Source organism: Enterobacter sp. 296B2, assembly GCF_034106185.1.
GTDB classification, from domain to species: domain Bacteria; phylum Pseudomonadota; class Gammaproteobacteria; order Enterobacterales; family Enterobacteriaceae; genus Enterobacter; species Enterobacter cloacae_N.
In genome coordinates this window covers 1-1,724 of the sequence record NZ_JAWNCA010000071.1, presented here as the reverse complement: position 1 = coordinate 1,724, position 1,724 = coordinate 1, and the positions used below count along the sequence as shown (strand labels likewise).

Below are 1,724 nucleotides of genomic sequence, written 5' to 3'. Positions count from 1 at the left end.
ACGGATGGCTTTTCACAACGCCTTCCAGCGCCAGCTTTAACTCGTCGAGATGCGCCTGGAAAAAGGTATCACTCATCCACGCCACCCCGAACACCGAGAAGATCGCCACCATGCCGGCCTTGAATACCGCGCCGTTTGAGATAGCTGAGGCATTGACCTTGCAGACCATCAGCATCACGGCCCCGGCAATGAGCATCATCATCTGAATGACAAGGTTCATCGACAGCGCCGTCATTTTGCCTTTCAGCTCGAAGGCGGGGCGCAGTTCAGGGAAGGCTCCGAGCAGGACCACCACCGCAATACCGGCAAAGAAAATCCATGTCGACCAGTAGGCCTGCTTCGGAAAACGCTGGTTCATCAACGTCTCCGTGCCGCCATAGATAAACTCGCGCTGCCTGGGGTCTTTTAGTTTTTCCTGAAACTCAATGTCGTCAGCCAAATCTTTCCCGCGGCGTAAACTCCACAGGGCCGCAATCGCCACCCCGAAAAGTGAAGCGGGAACCGACACGGCGAGAATTTCCAGGATCCCCCACGCGTGACCTATCCCATGCTGCGCGGCCAGGATGGAGACCAGCGACACGACGGCGACGGAAACCGGAGACGCGGTGATCGCCATCTGGGATGCCACCGATGCCACCGCCATTGGGCGTTCCGGTCGGATCCCTTTTTTAAGCGCGATATCCGCAATGATGGGAAACATGGTATAGACCACGTGCCCTGTGCCACACAGAAAGGTCAACATCCAGGTGGTAAAAGGGGCAAGTAGCGTGATGTGCTGTGGGTGTTTGCGCAGCAGGCGTTCAGCAAACTGCATCATGACGTTGAGGCCACCCGCCGTCTGCAGGGTGGCGGCGCAGCCAATCACCGCAAGAATGGTTAACATGACGTCAACCGGCGGCTTGCCGGGCTTGAGTCCAAAGACAAAACACAAAATAAAAAGGCCAATCCCGCTGATTAACCCAAGCCCCATGCCGCCGAAACGTGTACCCGTCAGCAGGCAGAGGAGAATGACAACAAACTCAATGGTGATCATGCTGCTCCCTCGTTAATGATTATGTAATTAAATAAATCATTACATTTTGTAAGGCTAATCATTGGGAGCGAGATCTGATTTGTTAAAATTCAGCAAAAGCAGAGGGTTGGTGAAAAGGGAGGGGAACCTGCCCCCCAGAATCAGGGAAAGGGCAGGTTAAAACGCTTAGTGATGCTGCACCGTCACCAGGTCAAGCAGGTGGCGGTCGGCCTGCTCCGGGCATAAACCTGCCTGTCGGGCATTATGGATCTCATCCACCAGCGTTTTCAGCAGCATGCCGTCCTGCTGCTGTTCTTTGTCCATATCGCGTAAAAATTTAAGGGTGGTGATGTCATGCTGTGCTCTGGCTTCATCGGCCAGTCTGTTGAGCGTCGTGCAGCGTTGCTCATGCTCTTCCAGCGTTTTCTGAAACAGTTCTTCCAGAGAAGAATAATTTTCGTTGATCCCATCGAGGGCTTTAACTACCGGGTTAGCCCCTGCGGCCTTCAGGAAGTTAAAGACGCGCATCATATGGGTGACGTTGCTTTGTGCCTGTGAGCGAAAGAACGTGGCAGAGCCCGTGAGGCTTTTCTCAGAACACCATGCGCTTAAGTGAAGGTGCAGATTCGAGGCGTAGAACTCAAGGTTCATCTGCGCGTTAAGTTTTTGCATCATCGTTTGGGTAGCCATACTCATATCCTTATAGACTGTG

At 53.4% G+C, this 1,724-nt stretch carries 2 protein-coding genes; both read right to left on the bottom strand.

The features are described from left to right. Nucleotides 1-1,033 (bottom strand): anaerobic C4-dicarboxylate transporter (locus URZ40_RS23090; protein ID WP_320721255.1); only part of this gene is annotated, 1,033 nt, incomplete at its 3' end. Between the two features lie 165 nt (nt 1,034-1,198). After that, a complete protein-coding gene (locus URZ40_RS23085; RefSeq protein ID WP_233002679.1) occupies nt 1,199-1,702 on the bottom strand; it encodes a non-heme ferritin-like protein in 504 nt (167 codons plus the stop codon). Between the last annotated feature and the right edge of the window lie 22 nt (nt 1,703-1,724).